General features: G+C 46.1%; 26 protein-coding genes and 2 pseudogenes. 12 read left to right on the top strand and 16 right to left on the bottom strand.

Annotated elements, in window-relative coordinates; all coding sequences use genetic code 11:
* Window positions 1–157: 157 nt before the first annotated feature.
* A complete protein-coding gene (locus ACWGOO_RS10295) occupies window positions 158–769 on the top strand; it encodes an undecaprenyl-diphosphatase (RefSeq protein ID WP_452483058.1) in 612 nt (203 codons plus the stop codon).
* A 65-nt stretch (window positions 770–834) separates the two neighbouring features.
* Here ACWGOO_RS10295 and ACWGOO_RS10290 read toward each other — a convergent pair whose 3' ends face one another.
* Together ACWGOO_RS10290 and ACWGOO_RS10285 are read right to left on the bottom strand one after the other, a co-directional pair.
* On the bottom strand, window positions 835–2,241 hold the full coding sequence (locus tag ACWGOO_RS10290; protein WP_452483056.1) for a HAMP domain-containing sensor histidine kinase: 1,407 nt from the start codon (window positions 2,239–2,241) through the stop codon (window positions 835–837).
* A complete protein-coding gene (locus ACWGOO_RS10285) occupies window positions 2,241–2,909 on the bottom strand; it encodes a response regulator transcription factor (protein WP_452483054.1) in 669 nt (222 codons plus the stop codon). The genes ACWGOO_RS10290 and ACWGOO_RS10285 overlap by 1 nt, the downstream gene beginning before the upstream one ends.
* Before the next feature lie 378 nt (window positions 2,910–3,287).
* Between ACWGOO_RS10285 and ACWGOO_RS10280 the strand changes: the two genes are divergently transcribed.
* Window positions 3,288–3,662 carry an alkaline phosphatase family protein gene (locus tag ACWGOO_RS10280; RefSeq protein ID WP_452483052.1) on the top strand — a complete coding sequence of 125 codons (375 nt, stop codon included), beginning with the start codon at window positions 3,288–3,290 and terminating at the stop codon, window positions 3,660–3,662.
* A gap of 27 nt (window positions 3,663–3,689) precedes the next feature.
* On the top strand, window positions 3,690–4,454 hold the full coding sequence (locus ACWGOO_RS10275; RefSeq protein ID WP_452483499.1) for a spermidine synthase: 765 nt from the start codon (window positions 3,690–3,692) through the stop codon (window positions 4,452–4,454).
* 139 nt (window positions 4,455–4,593) lie between these two features.
* On the opposite strand, the pseudogene ACWGOO_RS10270 reads toward ACWGOO_RS10275, so the two are convergent.
* The 3 genes and pseudogenes from ACWGOO_RS10270 to ACWGOO_RS10260 all read right to left on the bottom strand — a co-directional run.
* Window positions 4,594–4,857, bottom strand: a pseudogene (locus ACWGOO_RS10270) (proline--tRNA ligase); the annotation flags it as partial.
* 345 nt (window positions 4,858–5,202) lie between these two features.
* Window positions 5,203–5,883 (bottom strand): adenylate kinase, encoded by a 681-nt coding sequence (locus ACWGOO_RS10265; RefSeq protein ID WP_452483051.1) that lies wholly within the window; start codon window positions 5,881–5,883, stop codon window positions 5,203–5,205.
* Window positions 5,884–5,936: 53 nt separating this feature from the next.
* Window positions 5,937–6,038, bottom strand: a complete 102-nt coding sequence (locus tag ACWGOO_RS10260; protein WP_452483049.1) for a hypothetical protein — start codon at window positions 6,036–6,038, stop codon at window positions 5,937–5,939.
* A gap of 841 nt (window positions 6,039–6,879) precedes the next feature.
* Here ACWGOO_RS10260 and trhO point away from each other — a divergent pair.
* Both trhO and ACWGOO_RS10250 read left to right on the top strand, forming a co-directional pair.
* A complete protein-coding gene (trhO, locus tag ACWGOO_RS10255; protein WP_452483047.1) occupies window positions 6,880–7,773 on the top strand; it encodes an oxygen-dependent tRNA uridine(34) hydroxylase TrhO in 894 nt (297 codons plus the stop codon).
* Window positions 7,774–7,964: 191 nt separating this feature from the next.
* Window positions 7,965–8,128 (top strand): annotated as a pseudogene (locus ACWGOO_RS10250) (AEC family transporter); the annotation flags it as partial.
* 68 nt (window positions 8,129–8,196) lie between these two features.
* Here ACWGOO_RS10250 and ACWGOO_RS10245 read toward each other — a convergent pair.
* From ACWGOO_RS10245 to ACWGOO_RS10235, 3 genes are read right to left on the bottom strand one after another with little or no spacing between them, the layout of a single operon-like run.
* The gene (locus tag ACWGOO_RS10245) at window positions 8,197–8,421 is read right to left on the bottom strand and encodes a hypothetical protein (RefSeq protein ID WP_025686429.1); all 225 of its coding nucleotides are present in this window, start codon (window positions 8,419–8,421) and stop codon (window positions 8,197–8,199) included.
* 13 nt (window positions 8,422–8,434) lie between these two features.
* Complete coding sequence (locus tag ACWGOO_RS10240; RefSeq protein WP_452483045.1) at window positions 8,435–8,698, bottom strand: DUF5132 domain-containing protein; 264 nt, start codon at window positions 8,696–8,698, stop codon at window positions 8,435–8,437.
* A 37-nt stretch (window positions 8,699–8,735) separates the two neighbouring features.
* Complete coding sequence (locus ACWGOO_RS10235) at window positions 8,736–13,412, bottom strand: HAD-IC family P-type ATPase (protein WP_452483043.1); 4,677 nt, start codon at window positions 13,410–13,412, stop codon at window positions 8,736–8,738.
* Window positions 13,413–13,570: 158 nt separating this feature from the next.
* Between ACWGOO_RS10235 and ACWGOO_RS10230 the strand changes: the two genes are divergently transcribed.
* From ACWGOO_RS10230 to ACWGOO_RS10220, 3 genes are all read left to right on the top strand, one after another.
* Window positions 13,571–13,786: a hypothetical protein gene (locus ACWGOO_RS10230; protein WP_452483041.1), complete on the top strand. Its 216-nt coding sequence runs from the start codon at window positions 13,571–13,573 to the stop codon at window positions 13,784–13,786.
* 161 nt (window positions 13,787–13,947) lie between these two features.
* Window positions 13,948–14,268, top strand: coding sequence for a hypothetical protein (locus tag ACWGOO_RS10225; protein ID WP_452483039.1), 321 nt, complete (start codon window positions 13,948–13,950; stop codon window positions 14,266–14,268).
* 138 nt (window positions 14,269–14,406) lie between these two features.
* Entirely contained in the window at window positions 14,407–14,691 is a 285-nt protein-coding gene (locus tag ACWGOO_RS10220; protein WP_452483038.1) for a hypothetical protein, read from the top strand.
* A gap of 1 nt (window position 14,692) precedes the next feature.
* Here the strand turns inward: ACWGOO_RS10220 and ytfJ are convergent, their stop codons facing one another.
* The 3 genes from ytfJ to ACWGOO_RS10205 form a co-directional block, all read right to left on the bottom strand.
* Window positions 14,693–15,097 (bottom strand): GerW family sporulation protein, encoded by a 405-nt coding sequence (gene ytfJ / locus ACWGOO_RS10215; RefSeq protein ID WP_452483036.1) that lies wholly within the window; start codon window positions 15,095–15,097, stop codon window positions 14,693–14,695.
* A 233-nt stretch (window positions 15,098–15,330) separates the two neighbouring features.
* On the bottom strand, window positions 15,331–16,038 hold the full coding sequence (locus ACWGOO_RS10210; protein ID WP_452483034.1) for a DUF421 domain-containing protein: 708 nt from the start codon (window positions 16,036–16,038) through the stop codon (window positions 15,331–15,333).
* Window positions 16,039–16,156: 118 nt separating this feature from the next.
* The gene (locus tag ACWGOO_RS10205) at window positions 16,157–16,990 is read right to left on the bottom strand and encodes a YheC/YheD family protein (RefSeq protein WP_452483032.1); all 834 of its coding nucleotides are present in this window, start codon (window positions 16,988–16,990) and stop codon (window positions 16,157–16,159) included.
* Between the two features lie 210 nt (window positions 16,991–17,200).
* On the opposite strand from ACWGOO_RS10205, the gene ACWGOO_RS10200 reads away from it, so the two are divergent.
* The gene (locus ACWGOO_RS10200; RefSeq protein WP_452483030.1) at window positions 17,201–18,082 is read left to right on the top strand and encodes a DUF6492 family protein; all 882 of its coding nucleotides are present in this window, start codon (window positions 17,201–17,203) and stop codon (window positions 18,080–18,082) included.
* Between the two features lie 20 nt (window positions 18,083–18,102).
* Complete coding sequence (locus ACWGOO_RS10195; RefSeq protein WP_452483028.1) at window positions 18,103–19,446, top strand: sugar phosphate nucleotidyltransferase; 1,344 nt, start codon at window positions 18,103–18,105, stop codon at window positions 19,444–19,446.
* 132 nt (window positions 19,447–19,578) lie between these two features.
* Here the strand turns inward: ACWGOO_RS10195 and ACWGOO_RS10190 are convergent, their stop codons facing one another.
* Together ACWGOO_RS10190 and ACWGOO_RS10185 are read right to left on the bottom strand one after the other, a co-directional pair.
* Window positions 19,579–20,301, bottom strand: coding sequence for a succinylglutamate desuccinylase/aspartoacylase family protein (locus ACWGOO_RS10190; RefSeq protein WP_452483026.1), 723 nt, complete (start codon window positions 20,299–20,301; stop codon window positions 19,579–19,581).
* A gap of 15 nt (window positions 20,302–20,316) precedes the next feature.
* Window positions 20,317–21,342 carry a glycosyltransferase gene (locus tag ACWGOO_RS10185; RefSeq protein WP_452483024.1) on the bottom strand — a complete coding sequence of 342 codons (1,026 nt, stop codon included), beginning with the start codon at window positions 21,340–21,342 and terminating at the stop codon, window positions 20,317–20,319.
* A gap of 350 nt (window positions 21,343–21,692) precedes the next feature.
* Between ACWGOO_RS10185 and ACWGOO_RS10180 the strand changes: the two genes are divergently transcribed.
* Complete coding sequence (locus ACWGOO_RS10180) at window positions 21,693–22,169, top strand: C40 family peptidase (protein WP_452483022.1); 477 nt, start codon at window positions 21,693–21,695, stop codon at window positions 22,167–22,169.
* A gap of 82 nt (window positions 22,170–22,251) precedes the next feature.
* Here ACWGOO_RS10180 and ACWGOO_RS10175 read toward each other — a convergent pair whose 3' ends face one another.
* Both ACWGOO_RS10175 and ACWGOO_RS10170 read right to left on the bottom strand, forming a co-directional pair.
* Complete coding sequence (locus tag ACWGOO_RS10175; RefSeq protein WP_452483020.1) at window positions 22,252–23,628, bottom strand: ATP-binding protein; 1,377 nt, start codon at window positions 23,626–23,628, stop codon at window positions 22,252–22,254.
* Window positions 23,625–24,338, bottom strand: coding sequence for a response regulator transcription factor (locus ACWGOO_RS10170; protein WP_452483497.1), 714 nt, complete (start codon window positions 24,336–24,338; stop codon window positions 23,625–23,627). Before ACWGOO_RS10170 ends, ACWGOO_RS10175 begins: the two co-directional genes overlap by 4 nt.
* A 146-nt stretch (window positions 24,339–24,484) precedes the next feature.
* Between ACWGOO_RS10170 and ACWGOO_RS10165 the strand changes: the two genes are divergently transcribed.
* Window positions 24,485–25,090 (top strand): undecaprenyl-diphosphatase, encoded by a 606-nt coding sequence (locus ACWGOO_RS10165; RefSeq protein WP_452483018.1) that lies wholly within the window; start codon window positions 24,485–24,487, stop codon window positions 25,088–25,090.
* A gap of 119 nt (window positions 25,091–25,209) precedes the next feature.
* Here ACWGOO_RS10165 and ACWGOO_RS10160 read toward each other — a convergent pair whose 3' ends face one another.
* Window positions 25,210–25,881 carry a phosphatase PAP2 family protein gene (locus ACWGOO_RS10160; protein ID WP_452483016.1) on the bottom strand — a complete coding sequence of 224 codons (672 nt, stop codon included), beginning with the start codon at window positions 25,879–25,881 and terminating at the stop codon, window positions 25,210–25,212.
* Between the last annotated feature and the right edge of the window lie 147 nt (window positions 25,882–26,028).

Genomic DNA, 26,028 nt, shown 5'->3' with positions numbered 1-26,028 from the left:
TAAAGGAAGCTTGAACAAGTTCAAAGGATTTAGTGATAAAAAAATGTCCTTTTCTCATGGAATTCTAATTTTCATCTAAAGGTGCTCCCATGTTCAAGAGTTAAGATCATGTTACTTTCTACTTTTGAATCACATAAGAAAAGGAGTAATCCCTAATATGTTATCTAACCTGGACTATCAGATTTTTCACCTCATTAATGAACAAGCGAACAGCTTTTCTGTTCTGAATGGGCTGATGCGTTTTTTCGCCGAAGATGCCCAATATGTGTTCGCTTTGGCCTTGCTCCTGTACTGGTTTTCAAGAAATAAACTCAACCGGAAAATGGTCATATCAGCGGTGGTATCCGTATGTCTGGGCATGGGGATCAGCTTTATCATCGGGCATCTTGTGAACCGGGATCGTCCCTTCGTTACTCACGCCGTCATTCAGCTAATCAAGCATCCGGCCAACGCCTCTTTCCCGAGCGACCACGCCATTGGAGCTTTTGGGCTGGCGGCCACGTTTTGGCTATACGGTAAGAGGTTTAGATTGTTCTGGCTCTCCGCAGCTTTACTTATCGGTTTTTCCCGTATTTGGGCTGGCGTCCATTACCCGTCAGATATTGCGGCTGGTGCGCTGATCGGCACCTTGTGTGCAATTAGTACCCGATATCTGCTCCAGCGCTTCAAACGTCCTCGGAAACTGGTAAACTCTTGCTTGAACCTGTACGAAAAAATGGAACATAAAATCTGGAACAGATCAAACAAACCACAAGCTGACGATGCTTGAGTGTGAATGAAGCTCCATAAACCATGGATATGGCTTACGGAGCTTCTTTGATTTATCTAACCTATTTAGACTCTATATATTGGAAAACAAAGCGTTACGGTTGTCCCGATATGTTCAATACTGCTTACTCTAATGTCACCGTTATATCGCTTGACCAGTTGCTTGGCTATCGCAAGGCCCAAACCTGTCCCGCCCTGCTCGCGGCTTCTGGCCTTATCCACCCGATAAAATCGGTCGAATAAATATGGCAAGTCCTCCGCCGGAATTCCGATTCCGTAATCGGTAATATGAATATAAACCTCGTTTCGTTCCAGCGTCCCCGTTACAAGGATTTCTTTCGAAGAGCCCGCATATTTAACGGCGTTATCCAGCACGATCAGTAACAACTGTTCCAGATGCTGAGGCGTGATGTGAATCTGTAACTTTTCGAGGGGAGTCAGTTCCTCCCGGAATATCATATCAGGATGCAGCATGGCAAAGTTGGTAAGCGTATACTGAACGGTGTGACGGATATCTATTGCAGGCACATTTTGTTCAAAAGTTCCCGATTCGGCCCTGGTTAACTCCAGAAGATCGTTTACAATGCCTTTCAAACGCTCAAGCTCCTGAACGGACACACTGAGCGACTCGTCCAATATAGCCGTATCATGTTTGCCCCAGCGGTTCAATAAGGAGATATGGCCTTCAATAATCGAAATGGGTGTGCGTAATTCATGTGAGGCATCCTCAACAAACTGCTTTTGCTGTTGGAAAGATCGCTCCAATTGATCCATCAGCCCATTAAACACTCTTCCCAGATTTGACAGCTCGTCATTATTGTCGGATACTTGCACACGTTCCTCATGCAGCCCTTTTTTCCGTATTCTTGTCATCGTGTCTGTCATGGACTGAATCGGCCGGATTAACTGGCGTGAAAGAAAAATTCCTCCTAAGGCGCTTAAAATAATAGCTCCTATACCACCCGCAATCATGACACCTTTTATTTTGTCACTTACCTTCTCTAAATTTTCCATATTGTTGATGATTTCAATCGTTCCCTTAAAGCGACCTGAATTCAACGGACTACGCATGATCAAGACCTGATCTTCCAGATGCCATGCAGTCATAATCCGGGTGCTTTGCACCGTTTGCGGCGGAAACCAATCCTCAGGCATTTTGTCGCTGACGCTCAATAGTGGGGTTCCTTGCTGGTTCAAAATGCGGATCATTTGATGCGGATCATTCATATCCTCAACAAAGCGTCGACTGTTTACTATTTCCTGCGCGGACATCTGTTTTTGCTGAAAAAAGTTTTGGATTTCATTCATACTCTTGCGGATACTCACTTCTCCCTCACTGACCATCCATTGGTTAATCGTAAAATATTGGACGCCGTTGTATAAAACAAACAAAATACATAGCAGCAACGAAGACCACACCGCCAATTTCCAACGAATGGGTAGCCGGGAGAATATGGATTTTACCGTTTCCATTATCGAATTACGTACCCCAATCCGCGTAGTGTCTGAATAAAGCTCGGTTCCCCAGGCTCGTCGATTTTGCTTCGCAGGTAACGAATATACACGTCGACGACATTCGTCTCCACCTCCGAATCATAGCCCCATATGAGTTCCAGTAATCTCTCCCGGGTCATGACGCGCCCAATATTCTGCATTAATATGGACAGCAGATCAAATTCACGCTTCGTCAATTCAATAATCTGCTGGTCTTTGGTCAAAATGCGGGCCTCGCTGTCCAGTACTAGTCCATTGTAGATAATTTGATTGGTTTCTTCCACAGAGCCACTGCGTCGCAGCAAAGAACGCATCCGTGCCAGCAACTCTTCAATGGCAAAAGGCTTGGGGATATAGTCATCTGCGCCGCTGTCCAGTCCCATCACTTTGTCCATCACACCGTCTCTGGCGGTCAGCATAATGATCGGAGTTTGTTTCGTTTTGCGAATCCGTCGACATACTTCGATTCCGTTGAGGCCTGGGAGCATTAAATCCAGCAGAATGATGTCCCATTCCTCACTTAACGCAGACTCCAGCCCCTTCCGCCCTTCATACTTGACGGTTACCTCGTAAGATTCATGCTTTAGTTCCAGCTCAATGAAACGGGCCAAATTTTTCTCATCTTCGATCAGCAGTATCTTCTTCATAGCTATCCTTTCTATGCTTGGGGCGTCTTTTCCTAGTATGCTTGATATAGAAACCAGTTTACTCTATGTACATTAAAAAATAATGATCTTTTCGTTTTATTTTTCTCATGATATTTTAATGTGTCCTGAGTAAGCTTAATCATGAATCTATGAACACAGTTCTGTGATCAATTTATCATGAAATGAGGTTCTTCTGTTGAAAATGAAAATACTGTTGACCGCCATCGCTCTAACGGCAGCCTTTTGTATAATGTCTCATTCCGACTGGTTTACGAACCGTTCTGATGCTAAGGGCGTTCAACCCTCGGCTTTGGCGGTCACACCCGTCAAGTCTGAAACAACGCAGTCCAATGCCGCCACCTGCCTGCCTCGATCAATATGCCTTTAACCAGCTTTCCGCAAAATTTTAATCAGTTGCCGACTGTTTCTTTTGTCATTCCCAACATGAACCACGATATGCACGACGGCACGATCCGGGAAGCGGATCAATGGTTGCAAGCCCACTTGTCCTCTTATGCCCGCTGGGCACCGCAGCATAACAGTCTTTTAGTCGTAACATGGGACGAAGATGACATGAGCAGTAACAACAAAATCCCGACTATGATCATAGGTCCTCATTTGAAAAACGGCCCCTACAACGAGAAAAGCAATCATTTCTCCATGCTGCGCATGATTGAACAATTATACGGATTGGAGCTGCTTGGCAAGAGCAGAACGGCCCCGCCGCTTAATATATGGACAACAGGCTCATAAATGTCTAATATGGTGGTGGAGTATGACTTGAAGGAGATAGATCACTTGGATGTACTATATAAAAAGTTGAGCAATCATCATGAAATAACGGTATACGACACCACAGAGTTGTATGGTGAAAAGGGATTATTCCGGGTGATGCAGTTTTCAAATGCAGCCGTACAAGGCGCGGTGGATTTGAATCATCCGCAACGCATTCTGTTCGAATATCCGAGAGCAATCATCCATCTGATGGAGCTGAACGATCCGTCATTTGAAGACGTGTTTGTGATTGGGCATGGTATAGGTACGATTGCGGGTCATTTTACAGAAAAACGCTTTAAGATTGCCGAGCTAGATGCACAAGTCGTGGAGTTCAGTCGAACATTCTTTGGATACGACAAGGACAATGTGACTGTTGGTGATGGACGCCGCTTGTTGGAGAAGGAAGCGCCAGATGCTTATGATTATATTATTTTGGACGCCTTCACAGATCAGGGAACGCCGCCGCATTTAATATCCCGGGAATTTTTCAGGTTGGTCAAAGAAAAACTGGATTCCGAAGGCTCCATGATTATGAACTTAATGGGCAAAAGTGAGCACGATCATCTGATGAATGCCATTCATACAACGTTGCGTGAGGAATTCGCTTATATCACAGCTTTCTCCCTCCCCTCGGAAGGCGCTGCCGACATTCAAAATATCATTATGATAGGCCGGGACAAGCCAATCCGGTTTCAGGCACGTCATATGGCAGGCTTTTATGAGATTGCACTTGGAGAAGGTCACATTCTACAAGACACAGATACTTGATGTTATACAGTAATTGTTGTTAAAGATACGCCGCCCAGTTTAAACACGTGTCCAATCTCAATTCCATGATGAAACTTCAACTTCCCTTTGTCACAGCGAGGACATGGTTCTCCTTCCATGACGTTGCGTAAATCCACTACACATCGTATCTCCCTGATTCTTGCCACAGCTCGGCAGGCTGCAATGCAGGCATTAACCAGCTCCCCAGCCCCTGTACGATCCATTTCATCCCGTACGATTTGCTCCACTTTTCGGAAAACACGTCTTCCGAGTGGCATGTAGCTATACCTCCGGCTGCGAGTTGTCGGATAAATCCTGCCCGTAACATAAGATGATGACTGATCACTTCGGCTTCTGTGGGCGATTCACGTAATATTGTCAGTAATAATCGACTTTGGCGCATGTGTGGCTACCTCCTTGTATAGACGATAAAAAGTACGCAAAAAGACACATCCGTCAGGAACGAAAGTGTCGTGGTACCACCTATGCTAAGTCGTTAATACGCAGAGCAATCGCTTCTTTTCTGAAGGGAATCCCTTTGCTCCGTGAGTCAGATGACTATAAAATAACCGGATATTCGATGCGCAAATAATTGCCCCATCACTTCCATCCAGTTCAAATCCTACTATAGCAACTTGTCGAGGAGCTGTATTTGCGATGCATCCAGTTGCTTTTGAATCCCTTATAGAATGAGCTGATGCTCGGCGGATAATGAATCGAAATTCAGATCAACTTTCATACAAACCTCCTATCTGGAATTCATCCAGGAACTTGAACAATATTTAGATTTTAAAATAATCAAATTCCGGTGGTTGCCATATTGCTTAATTACAGGCCAGATTTTAGGACGGACACGCCTGCGAAAGCCCAGAACAAAGCGGACAAACCGGGGCGAAATATCCCAAATACGAACCTCCTTCTGCTTTACTCCTTTGGGCAGTTCCTTAGAGAATAGAAAACGGTTAAGCGAACGTGTCATCACCCCCGTAATCGCCTCCAACGTGCTGACATCCATCACAATGATGGTATCGGACCGCTGGAGCCGCTCGGTAAAATAACGATCATGATAATTCCCTTCAATGATCCACTCGTCTCTATGAAGCACTTCGCCCAGCTGTTTAAAAAATTGTTCATCCGTGCTCCGCTTCCACTCCGGCCCCCAATACATATCATCCAGAGATATGAACGGCATATGAGTCCATAAAGAGAGACGCTTGGCTAAATGGGTCTTGCCACTCCCCGGCGAGCCGATCACCATAATGCGTTTGGCGTGCTTCACGGCAAGAAGCTTCTTACGAAACTCCGGATGTAAGGGCAACATTTGGTGGATCAGTCGATAAAGTAAGCCTGCTACGAAAGACCCTACTTTTAAAAGAAAATACAGCAGAAACAGCAGCAGAAAAACGACGACATTTCTTGCGTTATTCATCAGGCGACCTGCTCCTTATACCATTCTGATTGGGCCTCAAACATTTGCGCATATTATGATGTTCGGACATCAAGCTCTGGCAATTCTTCTTCGAACATAATATTAAGCCGTTCTTCCAGCTCCACGATCATCGACACTGCCTTGATGGAATCCAATCCAACTCTGCATGTGCATCCCTCCCTATCTCTTGAGCTACAGCCATCTGGATTTAGTTCTCATGACGCCCAGCTATCGCTCTGCCAGCATTTCTTTTAGCAAATCTTCCTGCGGCGGGTGGAATGTACCTGCCCGGACATCCCGATACAGCCGTCCCAGCAGTCCCCCCTTTGTTCAAAGAAGAGGTCCTTGAATTTACATCACATTCCAAATGATTTGTCACAAACTGCTTGGTAATCAAGGTTTTGTTATACAGATCCTCAGACAGCCTGCCAGCCTTCTCCTGATCAAACTGTTACGCCGTTCGCATTAGCTGCGAATAGGCTGTTTCCAGTTGAATATACTCATTACTTGATTCCTTTCGTGAGTCTGTTCGCATTATATGATCTACTTATCATGAATTTCCTTTTATTAGAATTATTAGTGTTGAAATTGTCGCTTTATAAAATTAACGTTTCGAATGTCAAATTCCTGAGAATAATGTCGAGTCCATCAAATTAGTCCTTAAGATGCATATGGGAACTTGGAGGCGCTACTATCTACTTTAAAAGCGATTTCATTTAGAGTATATTTCAGATCAATCATTGTAACTTCCTCCTCACACACTGCTGCGCCGTAGCAATCCCAGCTATTCCACCCATGGGCGGTGTATGCGTTGCCAAAATCCACCTCGTCACTAAGGTACTATTATAATGTAAGCCCTTACTTTTGTCGCTCGTTACCTTCCTCTTTATTTTCCATTCCCACTTTTTATACAAATAAGTTGACTAACTTAAAGAATGTGGTACATTTAAAATTGTATGTTAAAAAACTTTGACTTGAATCAGAGGGTGATTTTACGTGTGCGAGCATGCTTATCGAATTTTGTTGTTTTACAAATATGTCAATATTGAAGATCCTGCCACCTTTACGGCAGAGCATCTGGCTTACTGCAAGGAGTTGGGCGTCAAAGGAAGAATTTTGATCGCTCAGGAAGGAATCAATGGAACACTGTCTGGTACGGTAGAGCAAACCGAGCAATATATCCGCAATTTGCGCGCCAATCCGAAATTCCACGATATCGTTATTAAAATAGATGAGTCTGACGGTCATGCGTTTAAGAAAATATTTGTACGCCATCGTCAGGAGCTTGTTACGTTGCGCCATGAGGATGAGCTGGACCCTAACGTAATCAGTGGCAAGCGTCTATCACCGAAGGAGTTTTATGAGCAGCTTCAAGGTGAAGATGTGGTTGTGTTGGATGGACGTAACGACTATGAATATGACATCGGTCATTTCCGTGGCGCCATTCGTCCGGAAGTCGAATCTTTCCGTGAATTTCCACAGTGGATTCGCGACAATATGAGCCAGTTCAAGGACAAGAAAATACTGACGTATTGTACGGGCGGCATCCGCTGCGAGAAGCTGTCCGGTCTTCTGATAAAAGAAGGTTTTAACGATGTAGGCCAACTGGATGGCGGTATTGTAACTTACAGCAAGGACCCGGAGGTCCAAGGACGTTTGTTTGACGGTAAATGCTATGTGTTTGATGAACGCATCTCGATCCCGATCAACCATACAGATGGAGATGTCATTGTCGGCAAGTGCTTCCATTGTGAAACGCCGAGCGATCATTATATCAACTGTCCGGTGTGCAATCTCCAGCATATCGTATGTCCAGACTGCGAAGAGCAGCATCAACATTATTGCTCTGACGATTGCCGGACCAAAGCAGAAACCGTAGCTTCTGCATAAGCATATCAGCAGATAATTGGTTTCATCGTAAAAAAGGGATGTTCCTACTAGCCTTTCGACATGGCTGTGGACATCCCTTTTGTTGTGCTCAAAACAGTTGCGGAAAGCTTCATAGCGTATTCCTATGGCCTTGATCGTATTTTCATCTTGGACGGGCTTGAAAGCTGCAGATGATTTTGGTCAATACCAACGCAGGACTGACGATCCAACTGCTGCTCTCCCCGCTCGCGGCTTGTCTCGCCATGCTGGTACTCGGGATTTCGGGACTTTTGATCTCCGTCCTTTTCATACTGGCCTCGATGCCGTTGCGGTGAATGCCGTCATTTTAGCAGAAAAATTCAATGCATCACCAAAAAAAGACTCTCTACGGTGTAGAGAATCCAATATGCAGCCTGCTGTCGACCTCAGGCTGCAAACAATTGGTTAGCGTATTCGAGGAAAACTGATCCAGCCCAGCAGATTTAATCTTGATTTTTTCCCCTTTTCCCGGATTTGTCCCATAAATTCCCCAAGAAATCGTTCCCACTTTAAGCCTATTTCTTTTTTCGCGCTATCGTTTTCAAGCACGCATCTTACGCTTTGGTTTAAGGCCGATTCCAGGTGCGTTAAAGCTTCGCGTAAATGATTATCTATATTTTGTTCGCTCATCTATCCGTTCTCCTCACTTTTGGGTATCGTCAAGCAATGCGATTTCTTGGTCAAGCTGCTTTTTCATTCTTTCAAATTGGGCTTCGGCAATGATATCTTCCACTTCCTGCCGCGCTAATTGAATGTAAGATTTGCCCCGATTGACCCAGTTGGCTCCTCCTTGCATACCTGCTTCGGCAAGAGGGCGAAAAGTAGTTTTAGCAATGGGAAGCAAAGCGGAAGCGGCAAAGGCGAGCGCAGTGCCGATTACAATTTTGTCAAAGTTATTTTGCAGCATCGTGATCCTCCTTGTAATTGAGTGTTACTGCGACCGTTTAAGCCACAGCGTAGGTGCCGTTTGCAGGAATAGCCCTGATTGCTTGCTTTTTTGAAATCAGAGCCAAAATCGGTTTGGACAAAAGAGATACCGAGCCGGCTACGCCAAGGATGGGAACCCAATATCGCAGCGGCAGACGGGCGGTATGGAAAAACCCGGTCAATGGTGGGACATATAGGGCTCCTAGTAGAGCAAGCCAGGAAACGCAAAGTGCCCCGATCAAGAAGCGATCTTTTGTCCAATCGCGCACCGTTTCTTCAGAGCCTTCCTGCCGCCACGAAAAGGTTTGTATTAATTGCCCCACGACCAATGTTGCAAAAGCAACGCTTTGAGCCACAGGCATGGGCGCACCGACTGCAAGGCTTGCGGCATATAAGCCGAGCGATCCCAATCCCAGCAGAACCCCTCTGGTAATCACTTTCTGGTACAGGTCTTTATCAATGAAATCCGTTCGTTTCTGCTGCTTCGTTTTCTGGCCCGGATTTACAGCAAGAACCATTGCTGGCAAAGCATCAGTCAACAAATTCATCAGCAGAATTTGAATAGGAACCAAAGGAATCGGCAATCCCACCATCACGGCGACGCTGGTTACGATAATCTCGGCCAGATTTCCGGTTAATAAACAGCCGAGTGCTTTACGAATATTGCTGATAATGGTTCGTCCTTCCTTAACCCCCTCCAGAATCGTGCCAAATTGATCTTCCGTCAGCACCATATCCGCCGTTTCTTTCGTTACCTCCGTTCCTGTTCTTCCCATTGCGATACCAACGTTGGCTTGTTTGATAGCAGGCGTATCGTTGACGCCATCGCCAGTCATGGCAACAATTTGTCCGCTTTTTTGCAGCGCTATTACAATCCGAAGCTTGTGCTCAGGCGTGACTCTAGCAAATATGGATACTTGCTCCACAATCTGGCTCAACTCTTCATCCGATAAACGGTCAAGCTCATGTCCCGTTACAACACTCTGTGCATCACTGTAAATTCCGAGTTGCTTCGCGATGGCAATGGCGGTAATCGGGTGATCGCCTGTGATCATCACAGGTTTTAACCCGAGTGCAAAAGCTTCCTGAATATTTTGTTCCACTTCAGGTTTGGGAGGGTCCATCATACCGGTCATGCCGACATAAATTAACTCACGTTCGTCATTAATGGACTCGTTGTCGACGCTCCCATCCAAAGGTCGATACGCAAAAGCAAGCACGCGCAACGCTGCGGCTGAAAATTTTTCATTTTGCTGCATAATGTGCTGCTTCTGTTCTTCGGATAGAGGCAATATTTCCCCGTTTTTTTGATATCGATTGCAATGGCGGAGAATCGTCTCAACGGCTCCTTTGGAAAAGAGATAGCATTCCTGCTCCGTCTGAACGTCCTTGCAAACCACGCTCATTTTCGCGGTTTTAGAATCAAATGGAATTTCATGCCCTCGATGCCAATGGGTCATATCGTTAAGCCACAGTCCATTTTTGGCTGCGAGCGTCAAAAGCGCTCCCTCAGTCGGATCGCCTTTAGTCACCCACTGTCCTTCCTGCTGTTCAAGCTTGCTGTTATTGCATAGCAAGCAGATTTGCAGCAATCGAGTCAAATCAGGATGGGTTGAGGGGTTTTCGTAACTTCCTGCATTTTTGAGTCCTGCCGCTGTAGCAGCAACCTCGGGAGCCAACTCCTCCAATGCTCCCGTCGGTTCGTAGCCTTCGCCTGTTACAATCCACGCGCGATCGGCGGTAGAAAGCGCTTTTACCGTCATTTCATTTTTGGTTAACGTCCCTGTCTTGTCCGTGCAAATAACCGTGGTCCTTCCTAATGTTTCCAATGAGGAAAGCTTTCGAATCAGCGCGTTTTTCTTCGCCATACGGAAGATGCCTGCGCTGAGGGCAATGGTGATGGTAACCGGAAGTCCTTCAGGGATGGCAGAAGCCGCCAGTGTGATCGAAGTCGAAATCATTTGTGGAAAAGGGATGCCCCGGAGCATACCAATTGCGAATACAAGTCCACCCACAATGAGAGCGCCTTTCACAAATTTTTTGCTAATTGACGTTACTTTTTCCTGTAAAGGGGTCACTTCTTTTTCCTGTTGCTTCAGAAGCGACATTAAATGCCCCATCTCGGTATTCATCCCGGTTTGTACAACAATACCAGTTCCCTTGCCTCCGCATATGTCGGTTCCCATGAAGAGCATATTGGTTCTCTCAGATAAAGCACAATCCTCTGGCAAAGGGGACTCATTCTTTTCGACGGGAAGAGATTCCCCCGTCAGGGCCGACTCGTTGACTCGTATGTTCCATGAGCTGATCAACCGGATATCGGCTGGAACGCGGTCCCCTGCTTCCAGCGAAACGATATCGCCAGGCACTAATTCCACAGCGTTTAGCTCTACGTGCTGGCCTTGTCTGATGACTTTGCATATCGGGGGTTGGAATTGATTCAGCTTGTCCACAACTTTTTCCGCTTTGCGTTCCTGAATCGTGCCAATTGCAGCATTCGCGAGCAGGATTGCCCCCATTGCAAGTCCATCGAACATTCCACCCGTAAGAAAGGCCAGTCCACTTGTCCCAAGGAGGATCAGAGTTGTGAATTCCTTGAATTGGCCCAAATATGAAATGAGCCAAGGAGTAGGTTTTTTACTCTCAAGCCGATTTGAACCATATTGGTTTCTTATAGAAAGTACCTGATCAGAGGTTAACCCACTTTGCAGGTTGGTTTGAAACCTCGCGATGATCTGTTCGTTAAGCAGTTGATGCCAGGTAAAAGCTTCGGAAGCGACCGCAACCTCGTCCTTATACGCTATTTCCCGTGGAGAGGGCAAGGCTTCACTTCTGTTTTTCGTTCTGGATATAAACACAAGCGATAAAGCATCTCCGATCAAATTGGCCACTGGGGCACTGATCATACCTAACGTAGCAAAAGCGGACCCTACAATATTCCATTTTCTAGCAATTGAAACATGCTCGTTTACGATTTGCTCTGTTTTCTCGGCATACAGAGCGCTTTCCTGAATATGTTGCAGCTCATGAATGGAAATCGTCTGGATTCCGGCTTCTTTATAAAACTCATGGAGCGGATTTTGCTCCAGACCGGTGACAAATAAAACCTCTTCGCCTTGCTGCTTGAGCACTGCAATCCGTTCAACCACTTCGCCTTGCTCAAAAGAAGACCAGCTAGTATCCATGCGGTATTGGGCAAGTTCTTCAGCACTGATATGCAAGCTGTTATCCAGCAGACCGAGCTGCCAGCCTTTTTCGCGTAATAAAGACGCGGAAACGCCGTTTTCATTGACCAGTGATTGACGATGTTTGGCAATTAACCCAAGACATTCGCCTCTTGCGTTCCCCTGATTTCCAACCAAAAGAACTTCGTATCCTTTTCTTGTAAGCCTCTTTGATTTCAACTCATAGGCACTACAATCCACACCGTGCTCCTGCATATATTTATAGCTGCCTATGACAACTTGCCTATCATTCACCTTTCCTTTTATACCCTCAAGCTCTTCTTCCACATGAAAAGCAGTGCGGATCGTCCGGCAAGTTCGTTTCGCCTTGCTGAACACCTCTTTTTTCCATTGATGTTCTGTTTTTTCCATTAATGAAGCTGCCAAACATATCGCTCTATCCGCATCTTGCTCCTTCTCCACAATGCATTGAATTTCTTCAATCTCTGGACGGTTAAACAGGAGTGACGAATCTTCGAATACAATTATTTTCGTTCGAGCAAGTTGGGATAATGATCCTTTTTCGGGAACGACGTATTTTCTTTCTCCTGAAACGAGCTCGGCCTGTTTCCAGGCATACTGTGCAGGTACGGTCATCACCCGCGGATTTGCAGCCAGAAGCACGGCGATTGCTCGAAGCGGATTCCGCGTAACGGCCCAAGTCATTCCGGCTCCAATAAATCCTAATCTGCCTGCTTTTTCGCTATATGCTTGAATTTCCGGTGACAAAGAAGCCTCTTGCTGTCCATTTAAAACAGAGCGGCTTCGCTTCCAGTTCACATATTGCAAAATGCTGAGTCCCGCAAGCACTACAAGATTCTCGCGCATAAGCGCAAGGGCGAAAGCGCTTGTACCTAAAATAAGATCGGAGTTTATTTTTTTCTTTTCCGAATAGGTCTGAATGCCTCGTTTGAGAAAAGGGTAGCCGGTTACGACAGATACGAGCGCCGATAAAAAGAAAGGCGCTGGACTTCTTGCCAGTGCCGAACGTCCGAAAAAGACCTGCTTGATTCCCAGCACGGCCAAGCCGCCCATGGAAATAGCCAGTGATACAGGAATTTTTTCACAGGAATTTCCTGTATTGGCACTGGACGTTGTAGGGGTACTCCACAGATCGTCAGGAGTATCCGATACAGCTTGGGTAGCGGCAGCTTCCCGCTTCGCTTCCTTTGACCCGGTAGCCTGGTTCCTGATATCCGGGTGGGCTGTTAGATTAGGCGAACAAATCCGTTCTTCTGTTGCGCGTAGTATATGCAAAATGTGCTGCTCAGAAACAAGCTTTACATCGTAAAGGAGCAGCACTCTGCCAGTCACTGTACAGGGTTCCGCTCTGTAAATTCCACTGCAAGTGGTTAGGCTTTTGGCTAAAAGCTCGGCGGCAGATTTGCTTCCCTGCAAGCCGTAAATTTCCATCCGTATCCTTCCCGGAAGGACATGAAGAAATCTGTTTTTGTTTCGCAGCGCTAACATCTTTAACCTCCCTCTTCATATTAAAAATCAAAAAACGACTTTGCTTATGGTTAGCAATATTGACCAAAATATGCGTTTTATTTCCTTGATGTAACCTGGTATAAAAAATTCATATAATGGAATTAATTTATTAACAACTTTTTTAAGGAGAGGGTATTGTGGTCAAATCACCGCTTGGTGTTATTTTCGCTGCGGCGGCCATAGCACTTGCCGTGTCCCCCGAGGCCCGAAAAGCCGCACGCAAACTTGCCGTTAAAGGGGCAGGAATAGTGCTTGATCTCGCGGATCAAGTCAAAGACGGCACTAGAGAGCTACAATCCGTAGAAACAGCGAAAAATGAAGAAAAGAATACAGAACACCCTTTTCTTCCGTAACAATGGGTAAATCTTTGATGATTTAGAAAATGCATAATCGGGAACTACTATCCCGGAGTAACAAAAAAATAAACAAAGGAGAGATCAGCATGCTTCAAGGTGGTTCATTATGGGGAGGTCTTATCTCCGGAGGTATAACCCAACTGCAGAAGACCATTAGCTTGACGAAAGGAGAAATGGATAACAAAGAATATATGGTTCATACATCGGGGAATCTGACAGGAGCACTCGGCGTCATGGCCGGTATTGAGTATGGGGCTATCCTTGGAACTTCGTTGCTACCAGGAGTAGGGACAGTCCTTGGGTCCGTTGTTGGTGGGTTGTTAGGGAACAGTGTGGGCCAAACCGTTGGAATGCAAGTAGGCAGTGTGCTTACTAACAACCCTTTGGTCAGCAACATTACACAATCTGCAGCGAAACTAACCGAGTCCATAACGAGCCCGGTCGCGGATGCAATGCAGACGACAACATCTCACGAATAAATAAAAAAATATCCATATAGCTCGCTAACTTCGTTTAGCGAGTTTTCCCCATTTTAATAATAAGAGGAACCTGACAATCATGACTAAGAACGAACATGAGAGTATTCCCGACATGATCACGATTCGCCTCAGCGCCACATGGCAATTGTTCCAAAAAATACGGTATTTATTATTCAGAAAAAAAGGATAAGCAGATGGAGGCGTGCGCCGTGTCGGCGATTTTTGGAGCATTCCCGAATTTTTTATTTTGAGAATGCCGGCACGCCCCAATTGTGGCTATCCAGTGCGGACTGGATGACTAGAAATATGGACAAGCGGATTGAATTAAGGTGCCCGCTATTGAATGAAGAACATCAATCTGTCGTCATCCAATATTTATTGCCATTGCTAAACGATAATAAGAAAGCCCGACAGCTGCCCTGATTCACTGACTGTTATCTCCTCCTGTTTGATATTGCTTCATAAAATTGTGCAATTTATCCAAAATATGTGGTGCTATATCCAAAATCTTGTCGTATACAGTAGGAGAGTTATCCAGGTAGATCGTTTGAATGCCCATTTTGCCGATAATTAAAATTGCGAGAGGTGTTACAGACATCCCTCCGCCCATACCTCCGCCGAATGATGGCATCACCCTTGCGGATTCCTGATTGTGCCTGTCCAAATCGCTTCCACCTGCCGCAAAACCATAGCTTACTTTGCAAACAGGTATGATAGTGGTGCCGTCAGACGCGGCAATCGGTTCTCCAATGGTCGTATTAACGTCTACCATGCCCTTTAAATGATCCATCGCCGTTTTGACAAAAGATTGTAATGGGGACTCTGACATTCCATTCACCTCTCTACAATGATTCTCTTATGTCATTGTAGTCAGGATTGAAAAAGAATAAACCGCGTTCGGTATAAGGATCATAATAGCCCGTTCTGCTCCCCTTCTACATACGGGAGCAGGGACGGGCTGTTTAGTTGTTATGCTATTAGGATTTTGGAGAGATGAACACCGATTTATGCGACAGCTTGTTCGCTATTTCCCGAGGAAGGCTCAGGTTCGTCGCTAATACATCATTCTCTATCAATAGGATTTCTGATTTGATCCTTATACTCATCAAAATATATATTTCCATCAGAACTGATTACGGCATAATTGATATTTTCAATAGAGAATCCCTTCTTTTTTACCTGCGAAAGTAGCCACTCTGTTGTTATGTCATTCTGCTTCAAATTGGCATCAATGATGTTCCCGTCCATGACTAATTCAATGGGAAAAGTCTGTTCGGAACGAACGTTCAAATGCAAGTCTTTTCTGGTTACAGGCATACTATCCGGTGTTGGTAACACAGAAATGTTCCCGTTCAGTTCAAGCACGGCATACTGGACATCTTGAATATTAAATATATTTTTTTCTCTTAACTCCTGATTCAGTGTATCCAGCGTAATCTTAAGTTTTCTCATGTTGTTCTCCAAAATTTTTCCTTCTTGAATCAACACGGTTGGTTTTCCCGAAAACCAATTTCGCAATTTCCGGTTCTTCATTGCAAAAACCATCAGCAAATAAGCAATTCCGGTAAAGGTGAGTGTGGCTGTTAGCAAGATCCAAATGCTTATTTTGTCATTAAAGGAAATATTCGCGGTGATCGCGCCCAATGTAATGGCAGCTACAAAATCATGATAGGTCATTTGCGCAATGGTGGGTTTCCCCAATATACGTGCTATAAGCATCATGATGGTAAATGCTAATACAGACCTTAACATTGTTTCCCATAATTCCATACACCGAGACCTCAGTTCTCATTGTTTTCATATAGCTTTTCCAATTCCACTTTTTTCATTACATCGAATTCGTTGAGTTGTTTTTTTAAGCTATGTTATTTAAGAAATTCATTCTTCGTCATGAAGTTTTTGCTTTCTTAAGGTCTTTATCTTTGATTTTAATTTCGTCTTTGTCTTTGACCGGGACTGTGATTTTCTTCTTTTCATTGGCAAGTCGCCAATAACTTAACACTTTCCGATACATAGACTTATCTTTTAATTGGTTAAAAATATACGGGTCCGGCTTCGTATTCACCTCAATAATCCACGGGGTAAAGCCACGATCCAGCCCGATATCCACTCCAATTTGCCGGAAATTTGGATATGTTTTTTGTAGATGTGTCGCAATGGTGATGCCCAGTTCATTCAATTTTTTTATCAGTTCAGCCTGCTTGCTTTTGGTTAAATGGGATTCCAGTAGCTGCTCCAGTGCCATCGGCGTGCCGCCGCTATGATAATTTGTCACGATTTTGCGGGGATGACCGAGCCGACCAATAATTCCGGTAGATTCCCATCTCCCTTTGGCATTGCGCTGCACCATCACCCGGATATCAGAATAACGCTTCTGATGCCGAAGTAAATGGATGCCTTTTTGAATGAGATAGCTTTGCTTTCCCGACTTCTTCGACAAACTGGTAAACAGGCCATCCAAACTTTTGAACTCCAGACGCTTTTCCTCATACTGATAGGCAAAACGCTGTCCTTCCTCCTGCTCTACTCTCATCACACCTTTGCCAAACGTGCCTCGCTCAGGTTTTACATAAACCATGCCGTATTGCTCTAGCATCGACTTCAAATTTGCTTTGTTGTATTTGCGGGTATCCGGTATAAAAGGCTTGATGCCGCGATGCTGGAGCAGCAATTTGGTTTTGTGCCACTTGCTGCACAATGTCTGCGCTTGTGAAAATTTCACTTGCCCCTCTCCTCTCTGCTGTCAGGGTAGAACGCTCCTGTATGAAAAGATCAATCCATCGTATGCACCAAATTCCCATCCGAAAGCTCCATTCGCCCTATCCCGCGTATAAATGGGCTACTGACCTTGCCCGGTCGAAAGCGCCTGTCCGTACATACAATAAAATAAGACGCGAACGCGTACATTTTGCATAAATAGGGAGTGAATAACATGTCAGCGCAATCGGATGGGCAACGGAAAGTTTCCCTAACGATAGATGTTCTGATTCCTGCAATTGATAAGGATATCGCCACGCTTCCACTGGTGATTGATAGCCTGCGCCGTCACGTGCAGCACCGGATTGGAACCATTTATATCATTTCACCGCAAAGTGCCGGACTCCGCCAGCTGTGTACACGCAAGAAGTGTACGTTTGTAGACGAAAAGACCGTTCTGCCCATCACGAAAAAGGATATTCGCTACGGAACAGCGCGCTGGGATCGCTCAGGCTGGCTGTATCAGCAATTGCTTAAAATGAACGGTGACAAAATCAGCAAAGCTTCTTTTTTCCTTGTCATTGACGCAGATACCGTCCTGATTCGTCCACATGTGTTCCGCAAAGACGGCAAAACGATATTTTACTATCGCAGCTGGAGTCAGCCAGAGTATTTCCGCACCTACCACAAGCTGATGGGCGTTAAGGCCCCTTCACCAAAGTCTTTTGTTACCCACTATATGCTGTTTGAAAAAGCGCGGCTCACCCGGCTCAAACAAGTCATTGAAGCCCGACACGGGATTCCCTGGTACAAAGCGATTATCCGCAGTATAGACCGGACGAAGCAGTTTGGATTTTCCGAATATGAAACATATGCCAACCACCTCTACAGCAGTGAACCCTCCCGAATGATTTTACGCAAGTCACTCAATACATCGCTTCATAATCGAGCGACCTCCCTGTCACAAAAACAACTGGATGCATTTGCTAAGAGCTATCGTTCCTTATCTTTTCATCAACGCAAGGTGTACCAACGGGCAGCTAAAACAAAAAACGAAGCATCTATGAAGACGATAGCGCTCATCAGGATTGCAAATCATGATCCAAGATGGATCTGAAATCGAAGGAGGAAGCGCCTGTGCGCATCGTACTGTTATGTGGCGGTGCTGGAAAACGGCTGTGGCCGTTGTCCAACGATATCCGCTCGAAGCTGTTTCTCCGGCTGTTGCCTGCCCCGGACGGGCAGAAAGAATCCATGCTTGGCCGAGTGTATCGTCAGCTTGCTGTGGCCGGACTGGATGCCTCTGCCCTGCTGCTGGCTCACCGGAATCAGGTAAATCTGGCCTTTCGCCATACGGAAGACCGTCTGCCTGTTCTGGGCGAGCCTGCCAAACGGGGAACCTTCACCGTTGCTGCGCTGGCAGCAGCTTATTACCACACCAGAGGCACAGGACTGGACGAAATTCTCTGTATCGCTCCGGCGGATATGTTTGCAGGAGAGGATTTCTTCCACAGTGTAGCGGCGCTTCCTGACCTGTTGCTTGATAGTGGAGCCGATCTGGCCATGCTTGGGACAAGGCCCACCCATCCCTCTGACCAATACGGCTATATCGTGCCGGATCAGGAGATGACACGGATGCATAAGGCTTCTTATGCGTCGGTTGCCCGCTTTACGGAAAAGCCGAATCTTGCCGGGGCTAAGCAGCTTATTAGCCAAGGAGCGTTGTGGAACTGTGGCATCTACGCTTTTACGCTGCGGTATATGCTGTCCTGTATGAAGCGCTGCGATTTGCCGCTGAATGATAAGGCGCTATGCGCAATGTACGACGACCTTCCGGTCCGCAGCTTCGACGAGGAGGTCGCGGAGCGTGCCGAACATGCCGTTGTCCTGCCTTACGATGGTGAATGGCGCGATATCGGTAGCTGGCAGGCGTTAACAGAGCAGCTCGGCAGCCGGGTGATCGGGCGTGGGAAAATCAGCGGTCTCGCTGATGGGACGCATATCGTCAATGAGCTTCCCTATCCGCTTCACGTTATTGGCGTGAAGAATATTATCGCTGCTGCCAGTCCTGATGGCATCCTCATTGCCGCCAAGGGCCATGCCCATGCGATCAAGGAGCAGCTAGGGACGCTTCCGCTACATCCTCTGCATGGTGAAACCGCTTGGGGCAGCTACCGCGTGCTGGACGAGTTCGATCACCGCAGCCTGAACGATATCCTGGCTATACGCTTGACGGTACTGCCAGATCAACGCTTGAACGGCCGTATCCACGGCAGCGGGCTTAAAGTGTGGACGATTGTTTCCGGCCGGGGAGAAGTCATGCTAAATGGAGAACGGTTTTCGGCAGCAAGCGGCTCCGTTTTCAGTATCCCGACAGATACGCATCACACCATCAGGGCCAATCTGGATACGTCACTGGAACTGGTTGAGGTACGTTTGGGCAACAGCCTGGTGAATGCCTTCTATAAATCTGACTCCTGACGGCACTAAAAAACAACTTGCGTAACGTCACTACTCCTTCACCAAAATGACATACCAAAAATCGCTTCTGTAGTAAGGGGAACCGAACTTCCCTTGCTTCAGGAGCGATTTTGTGTTGTAACGTTTATTTGGCTAGGTTACACCTCTGACCTGAGCGGATAAATATACTTCGTTAGTTTTCATCATTCCGGCTTCTCTCAAAAAATGCTGTACGATCTGCATTTGATAGTTTATGCGTACTTTCTTGGGCAGACTCCAGCCTGTTTCCACGGTAACCGAGCGTGATCCTAAAATACGGGCTACCGCTGTTCGAGAAGAACCTGGAAGCTCGCGCAGCCGAATGTTGAAATGTTGGTCTTTCACCTTGATGGAACAATTCATTCGCTTTATAATCCGGTGCACCGTAGGGACCGCCGGATTGCCGCTATTGGTAATCAACGTCTGACCAAGTACCTTCACATCCTTTTGAGATAATCCGTTGGCTTCATGCAGATCCAGGTACCACTCGGGTCGATGCTTTTGTGCCAATTCGAAAACAGCCGCTGCCAGCGAATGCGTGCCCACCTGCTTTTTTGTACGCGGAAAGGTCCGGTTCAGATCAGGCACCCCTCTGATCCGCTTGCAGTAAGCCTCCTGGTTCACAATGGGTATGATAATGAGCTTACCTTGGTTGATCTGTAGCTTCTGTTGATTCAACAGCTCTACCAGCCTCTCAGCCGCCCGGATGCTTGCGATTTCCTTGCCGTGTATGCCCGCAACCACCATCACATGCGGCCCGACTTGTCCCTCTGTGGCTATATAATAAGGAGTAGCCCAGGAGGAACCCTTCCCGAGTATATGCTTTTTGACCTTCATTCCCTCCACCTCATTTTAGGCTCTCGGTGCCCTGTTCTTCTTTCCTTCCCGGCGGATGATTTCACGGTACAGTTTCAAATATTTATCGGTCATCTGCTTGTTTGTAAATCTTTGCGTGACATACAAGCGAAGCTTGGCTGGAGACGGATAGTTTTTTTGCCGCGCCTTTCGTACCATCTGGCCAACCGATTTGCAGATCAGTTGTGGAAAGCCTGCCAGCACCTCGGGAACCGAACCGTTTTTCAAAGCCAGCACGGGTGTACCGCAGGCCATCGCCTCCACCATTACGAGTCCAAACGGCTCTTCCCACAATGTCGGAAACAACAAACATTCCGCGTGCTTGAGCAGTTTTTGCTTCTGTTGGCCCCCCACTGCTCCCACATAACGGATATTGGGATTGCGCTGAATTCGTTTTTGAATCTTTTGACGGAAAAAAACCGGGGCTTTGATCGGCCCGGCAATCAGCAGCCTTTTTCCGGTTTGTTCAGCAACCTGAATGGCTTGCAAAACGCCTTTATCTCGTATAATTCTGCCCATGAACAGCAAGTAGCCGCGCTTCTCGCTGCTAAACTCGTAATCATGTGTATTGATGCCGTTATATACATAATAGCCTTTGCCCTTGCCCATCAACTGCCGTGCCCGCTTGCTGACATATACCGGATTGTTGCCGTGCTTCTTCACAGGGAGATGAACCGTGCATACCGTTGGACAAGGTAACTTCCTGTTTTTCATAGCCGAACGAAAGGTATGATCATGAATCATTTGCGTTCCGGGAGGCATGTGCCGGAGTACGAATTGGGGGATTTGAACATGCTTCAAGCCCTTGGGATAGGTAATCAACCGGGCGCTGCTCTTACTCCTACGGGCGGCAAAAAGAGATACATGATGCCCCCGTTTTACCAGTTCCTCTGTTAATTCATACACAACCTTTTCCGTACCTCCCTTAATGGAGGGCACTGGCTGTGCATTTGGAAAGTTAGAAATGACCTGAACAATGGTCAGACGTTGGCCTTTGATCTTTTTATCCTGCTTTGGAGCCATGTGAATTCCCCTTCCTGACCGGAAATACAGTGTGACTATTTACAATAAGACGGGAGCTTGAGCCTACTCCCGTACAAGTTATAAATGTAGTATATAGATATGTATATTTTGCATCATTGCTTGTGCGAATCATCTGCAAGTCGCTTTTTGTCATACAGGCCCAGTGATAAGGGGAAGCTGTGTATTTTGTCAATCCAGAATTAAGGAGAAAATTCTCATCGTTTTCTAATAAATCAGGACAAAGCGTTGGCGTAACAGGATTGTAACCTTGAATGGTAAATTGCGGATATTTTATTTATGTTATTGTCATTTCAGGACATCACCAAAATACGAAACAACGGAGGAACATCATGAAAAAACATACTACTAAAAAATTATGGATGGGCATTTGCTTTACTATGACTTTGGTTTTCAGTGCAGGGAGCTTTGTTGTAGGACCGGATACCACTCATGCGGCTTCCGCGAACACAGCTGATCGGGTTATTGCTACGGGTTCCGAGTTCATGGGCGTACGTTATCAGCATGGAGCGCCAGCAGGCAACACAAATTCTTTTGACTGCTCTTCCTTCACTCAATATGCTTTTGGACAAAATGGCATCAATCTTCCACGCTCATCCAGACAACAATCGACCGTTGGTACCTTTGTGCCACGCAGCCAGCTTCAAAAAGGCGATCTGGTCTTTTTCTATTCGCCCATTCACCATGTAGCGATATATATGGGAGATGGCAAGATTCTGCACACGTTTGGTAAAGGCGGCGTAACGATTACCGATCTGAATTCAGGATGGTGGAATTCTCATTACACTACAGCACGCCGTGTCCTCTAGGACAAGCACTCGAAAGGCTGTTTATTCATTCACTTACACTATACTAGGATCAACAAAAGGGCTGTTCCGCGAGTAGATATGTCTACTGGAGGGACAGCCCTTGCTGTTGCCTCTGTGGCAGTGTGACGATGACCTCGGTTCCTTTTCCCTCCACACTCGCCATACGTATCGTGCCCTGATGGGCATCTGTAATTGCCTTGGCAATAGGCAACCCAAGCCCCGTTCCTCCGGTTTTACGGTGTCGGGAGCTGTCTACCCGGTAAAATCGTTCAAACACCCGCTTGACCTCTCCCTCAGGTATCCCGATTCCAGCATCCTTGACTCGAATGTGGACATGATTTGCTTCTGTGGACAAAATAATTTCAATTGCATTCGAGCTGTATTTTAGCGCATTGTCGAGCAAGATAACCAGCAACTGCTTGATTTTGGAAAGATTGGCATTCAACCAGATTTCCGGTTCATCCATAACAATGTTAATTTGCCGATCATGTACTGTCTTGAGATGAGCCACTACCTGCTGACAGCAGCCAACTAGCTCCATTCGTTCATGCGGTTCGGGATTTCCCTGCTGTGAGGAAGCCAAGGCCAGCAATTGCTGTGTCATGGTGCGCATCCGCTGTGTTTCTTCATAGATGGATTGAATGGATTCTTTATAAATATCCTCATCACGCGTGCCCCACCGCCGCAGCATATTGGCGTAGCCCTCGATAATCATAAGTGTCGTATTCAGCTCATGCGAGGCATCCGAGACAAATTGCTGCTGGCTTTGAAAGCTTTCCTCCAGCCTGCCCATCATTCGGTTGAAAGTAGCGGTCATTTGGGACAATTCGTCATGATTATGACTGCGAACAGGGATTTTTTTAAACTTCAGACTTCTTTCAATCTCCTGCATCGTCTGAATGCTGCTCGAAATAGGCAGCAATATGGCGTTCGCTAAAATCTTGCTGCCTACCAAACTAAGTAACATAGCACCTACGGTCGATGTGATTAGGATCGTATTCAGAATATCGAGATTGGTCTCGAGCGCATCCCATTTTTCCACGATTTCCAGCGTTCCCCACTGATTGCCCTCCGGGGAGAGAACCGGGAGATGGATGACCAAAATTTTATGACCTTGTACATCCGTCAGCTCCGAGCTTTGCGAAGGGTTAAAACGTATATTACCCAGCTTGAAGTGGGACTGGCGGCTGACTTCATACAATAAGCGGGATTTCTGATCAAAAACTCTCAGGATCGTATCCCCTGAAAGCTCGTCCTTTAGCTCGGGGCTCCATGCATTTTTCAGAATCATGGTCGGACCGGCCTCGGCAATGATTTCAGTCCATTTATTTTGCAGCACTTCTCTTTCATTTCGGGTCGCAATTTTGACAAACAGCAGATGAACCGTTACGTCTACAAATAGGAGAATGGAGAGGACTAAAATAGAAGCAAGCCAAGTAATTTTCGTCCGCAGCTTCAATGGTCTTCCTCCCTGATGCAATATCCTACACCACGTACGGTTTTGATCAGCTTCTTTTTGTAGCCATGGTCGATTTTTTTGCGGACATACCGGATATACACATCAACGACATTCGTATCGCCGACAAACTCAAAGCCCCACACGTCCTGAATAATCTGATCCCGCTGCAATACCTGGTTTTGATGCTCCATGAGGTAGAGAAGCAGGTCAAACTCTTTGGGCGTTAACTCCATATGGTTCCCTTCACGCATCACAGATCGTGTCTTGCGGTCTAACACCAGACCACCGACCTGAAGCCGGGACGGGGGCTTGTTCTCTTCATGCGGTGGAATAGCCCCTGGCTCCGGTTGATGTCTCATGCTCGCCCGCATCCGCGCCAACAGCTCCTCAATTTCAAAGGGTTTCGTAATATAATCATTCGCTCCCTCGTCCAAACCGGAAACCTTATCAGGTGTTGTGTTACGCGCTGTCACCATAATGACAGGTGTAAGTGTGTCGACTTTCCGTATCTCCCTTAACACCTTAACCCCGTTCATCTCAGGCAGCATCACATCCAGAATAATAATGTCCCAGGTGCGTGTTAAAGCCTTATCCAGTCCTTCTCTGCCGTTTTGGGCAATTTCGACCATATAGCCTTCATGGGATAGCTCCAATTGAAGCAGTCTGGAAATTTTCTCTTCATCATCGATCACCAGCACCGACTTCTCCACCGCAAGATCACCTTTTTTCATAGAAAAAATAAATGGGAAATGGAAATGACATTTATTTTTTATTTGATTTTAAGCTTTTAGCCGTCTGGTCCCTATATAATATAACTTTGTAATTCAATTTTTTGATATTAAGGAGTAATTTATTCATGTTAATTAATGTGGACTATGCATTGTTTCACTGGATCAATGAGTTGGCCGAACACCTTGCCTTTTTGAATGGATTGATGCGTTTTATGGCGCAATATGCACCATATTTATTTGGGGTGGCATTACTCATATACTGGTTCACCTTTAAAATGCCCAACCGGATGATGGTGTTAGAGGCTGTTGTAACTGTATGTATCGGCTTTGTGATCAGTTGGGGGCTTGGACATTTGTTTTACAGAGATCGGCCTTTTGTCGGACATTCTGTGATCCAGCTTATCCATCATGATGCCAACGCTTCATTTCCGAGCAATCATGCACTTGGGGCTTTTGCTCTGGCTTCTATATTGTGGCTTCATTATCAAAAATATCGCGTTCTCTGGGTTATACTGGCTGTACTCATTGCGGTGTCCCGAGTGTGGACGGGAGTACATTATCCTTCGGATATTTTGGCAGGCGCACTCATTGGAACAGGATGCGCCATCGGCGTGCATGCATTCATTCGAAAACGAAAGCTTCCTGCCATCTTCATACAGGCGGCCATTATTTTTTATGAAAAATGGGAGCAAAAGCTAGGGCTCAAACCTGCCAAGCAAGTCAGAGGCTAGCTGACATGATTCTGGATTCAATATCTAACTCACCTTAAACAAACGGGTCGTTCCAAGAACTTATTTCTTGGTCGACTCGTTTGTTTTTTCCATACCTGTTCGTACGCTTGCAATTCCAGCTATGCTGTAGATTTGGAGCGAAGCGGAGGCATACGTTGCTCATAACGCTGATAAAACCAGATACAAGCCGCCATCCAGCTGCCGCTCATAAAATAGCCTCCCAGTACGTCACTCGGATAATGCACCCCAAGATATATACGGCTTGTCCCGATAGTTACAATCAGTAGCGTGCTGACCGCAACAAGCAGGATGCAGCCCAGCCTGGAAGGGATATGCTTCCAGATGAGGAAAGTGAGCGCTACGTACATTGTGAATGCAGTCATGGAGTGTCCACTGGGAAAGCTGTAGCCATTGGCTTCAATAATACGGTTAATCTCGGGGCGTTCGCGCCGAAATAGTATTTTTAGTACCGTATTCAGCAGCACCGAGCCCAACACAGCAATGGATAAAAATAGCAGCTCTCTACGATGTCCCAATAATCTGTACAGTACAAACATGGCGATCAGCAGAATGATAATAACCGGAGCCTCACTCCCTATGGTGGTGAAAAATTCCATGAAGCGAGTCATAGCAGGCGATTCCAGCTGTTGCACGACCGTAATAATTCTAAGGTCAAAATACCGCACTTGTTGATCACTGACCCACAATGCGATTAAACTGAAAACGAGCGCACATACTGCGCAGGTAAGTAATGCCAAGGAAACAGGCAGCTTCGTTTGCGTTTGCTTCATGATGTTATTTATCCTCCGTAATATTCATTTCGTGATAAAACGGCGTATTAGGGCGTGTATTCAAACCTAAGCAAGCCAGATCATAATCGAGGCCAACGTCAAAAAAGCCTTGAAGGTGCATGTCAATTTATCAAAGCGAGTCGCTAG

It is taken from the genome of Paenibacillus sp. NPDC055715 (genome assembly GCF_053617595.1).
Note: the sequence above shows the minus strand (reverse complement) of the source record. Positions and strands in the feature narration are given on the sequence as shown.